Annotated in this window: 1 protein-coding gene; it reads left to right on the forward strand. The window is 70.8% G+C overall.

The features are described 5' to 3' along the window. Positions 1 to 17 precede the first annotated feature (17 nt). The coding region (locus ACFZDK_RS55830; protein WP_390987117.1) for an ISL3 family transposase at positions 18 to 1530 on the forward strand (1513 nt) is incomplete at its 3' end.

Genomic DNA, 1530 nt, shown 5'->3' on the forward strand with positions numbered 1-1530 from the left:
CGCGATCATGAGCGGTCGTGACCCACGACCCGCTCCAGGACCTCTGGCTCCACCAGACCACCGACGTCGCGATCAGCGACGTCACCATCCACGCCAACCACGTCACCGTCCACGCCGCCACGACCAGGGTGAGTGCGGAGTGTCCGTCGTGCGGGACGCCGTCGGGCCGCGTCCACAGCAGCTACGTGCGCCGGCTCGACGACAGCGCGGCAGCCCAGCGCCGCGTCGTGATCGAGTTACGGGTCCGCCGGTTCCGCTGCCGCCAACAAGCGTGCGAGCGGGCGACGTTCGTAGAGCAACTCAAGGGCGTCACCTTCCGATACGGACGCCGAAGCCAACAACTCCAGTCAGCGTTGCAGCGGCTCGGGCTCATGCTCGCCGGCCGGGCCGGCTCCCGCCTGGCCGAGGCCTTCGCCGTCCCGGTCAGCCGTTCCACGCTGCTCAGACTGATACGCGCTGTTCCCGAACCCGCGCCGTCGGCGCCGCGCGTGCTGGGAATCGACGAGTTCGCCCTGCGCAAGGGCCACGTCTACGCGACCATCCTGGTCGACATCGAAACCCGTCGGCCCGTCGACCTGCTGCCCGATCGCACCGTCGAGACGGTCCGTTCCTGGCTGGCGGCCCACCCCGGAGTCAAGGTCATCTGCCGCGACCGCTCCGCCCTCTACGCCGAAGCCGCACGGCTCGGCGCCCCCGACGCCATCCACGTCGCCGACCGGTTCCACCTGTGGCAGAACCTCGCCGATGCCGTCGAGAGGACCGTGCTCCAGCACCGCGCGCTGCTTCCCGAACCCCCGCCACCCGCCGGTCCCGGCCAGAATGTGTCCCTGCCGGCCACCGCTGCCGAGCCCCGTCGGACCGGACGCCTGTCGGACCGCGTCCGCGAACAGCACGCGGCCGTCCATGACCTCATCCGCGAGGGCGTTAGCCTGCGTGCCATCGGCCGGCGCCTGGGCCTGGCCCGCGGCACCGTCCGCCGACTGGCCCACGCGTTCGACCCGGACGAACTGCTGGTTGGACGCTGGACCGGACGCACCAGCATCCTCGACCCCTACAAGCCCTACCTCAACCAGCGGTACGCCGAGGGCATCACCGTCGCCCGCCGCCTGTTCGAGGAGATCCGGCACCGCGGGTTCCCCGGCCAGGAGCAGATCGTCCGAGTCTACGTGCGGCAGCTGCGCGAAGCGTTCCCGCGCCAGGACCCGCCCCGCCGCAAGCCCTCCGTGAGGGACGTGACCGGGTGGATTACACGCCACCCCGACCGGCTCGACACCGACGACGCGCAGCAACTCAAGGAGATCCTCGCGCGCGTCCCGACACTCGCCCGCACCGCCGAGCACGTCCGAGCATTCGCCGAGCTGATGAACGACCGCCGCGGCCACCAGCTCAAAGACTGGATCACCCGCGTCCAACAAGACCAGGTCCCCGCCCTACAGACCTTCGCCACCGGCCTCCTGCAAGACCTCGACGCCGTCGTCGCCGGGCTGACCCTGCGCTACAGCTCCGGCGCAGTCGAGGGCCACAACAACA

It is taken from the genome of Streptomyces sp. NPDC007901 (genome assembly GCF_042959465.1).
Lineage (GTDB): Bacteria > Actinomycetota > Actinomycetes > Streptomycetales > Streptomycetaceae > Streptomyces.